Raw genomic sequence first — 1142 nt, forward strand, 5'->3', positions numbered from 1 at the left:
TCGCATAAATTGTTGAGGGGTGACAAGCACACATCATTCGATAACCCGCAACTTGGGTTACTACTCAATATAGCGACCTTCCTGATCGGTAAGTTTACCTTCTATGATTAGATCTACAGCAACGCTCAAATCCTGAACAATTAAGTTGGGTTGGTAAAGTTCTAATTGAGCGCGATCGCGGATACCAGACTCCACAGCGATCGCTTTAATACCATGTTTTTTGGCAGCAGTGATGTCGGCTTCTGTATCCCCCACCATCCAGCTATCAGCAACAGCAGGTAGTTCTTCTAATGCTCGTGCCATCAATAAGGGCTTATCTTCAATGTCGCGGGTTTTCACATAGTCGTTACTCAGGCAATAACAGCGATTCTCTGGGAAGAATCTATCTAATTGGAATTTTTGGAAAGCATAGTCTAGTTCCCGAACACGGCGCATTGTCATGACGGCCAAATCGATTCCAGCTTCTTGAATTTTTAACAGTGCGTCCACAGCACCAGGTACAAGGCTGTCATATTGAAAATACTGTTCTGTATGCACCGTTTGCCGCCGCAATTGTGCAAATTCTAGTGCCTGCGCTTCGTCTAACCCAGAATTTAGAGCAATTTGTTTTTCCGGAACCCGCGATCGCTTTAGTTGCCAAAATTCTACTTTAGGCAGTTCTTGTACAGATTGCTCTGGGCGTCGGGTTTTCTCTAAGCAAAATTGATAAACACGGTAGTAGCGTTCAGAAACATCAATAATGGGACCGTCGAAGTCAGTAATTAGTCTTAGCATCGGCGGGAAAATAAAGTTAATTTTTCTTACAATTATCTCACTTGTTGCTACTGGTAGGAAGACATGCAACAAACTTAAAGGGGAAAATCAGCATAATACTAATGGAGAATATCTACTCGTACAGTAGCGGCTTGTTATCAGATTTTGCTACTTCATATTCCTTGTCACTTGCTTTCAAAGTAAATTGAGGAGATGACTCTAAAAATTTGGTAAAATTAGACCCAAGTTTTAACTTCTTGATAATTGAATTAGGAGACTTTCCGCATATTCTCTGTAATTCTGTTCCTAGTTTGGATACAGATAACTTAACCTGAGTTCGGGTTAAGCTGTTTGAGATAAAAGCCAGTCCATCTGAAGGCTAGGTTTTT

At 41.2% G+C, this 1142-nt stretch carries 1 protein-coding gene; it reads right to left on the reverse strand.

The features are described from left to right. Nucleotides 1–60: 60 nt before the first annotated feature. Nucleotides 61–774, reverse strand: coding sequence for an HAD family hydrolase (locus BV372_RS34100; RefSeq protein ID WP_086691842.1), 714 nt, complete (start codon nucleotides 772–774; stop codon nucleotides 61–63). Nucleotides 775–1142: the final 368 nt, after the last annotated feature.

Source organism: Nostoc sp. T09 (assembly GCF_002154695.1).
Classification (GTDB): Bacteria; Cyanobacteriota; Cyanobacteriia; order Cyanobacteriales; family Nostocaceae; genus Aulosira.

Coding starts and splice junctions, on each gene's coding strand:
- BV372_RS34100 (WP_086691842.1), bottom strand. CDS start 774: ATGCTAAGACTAATTACTGACTTCGACGGTCCCATTATTGATGTTTCT.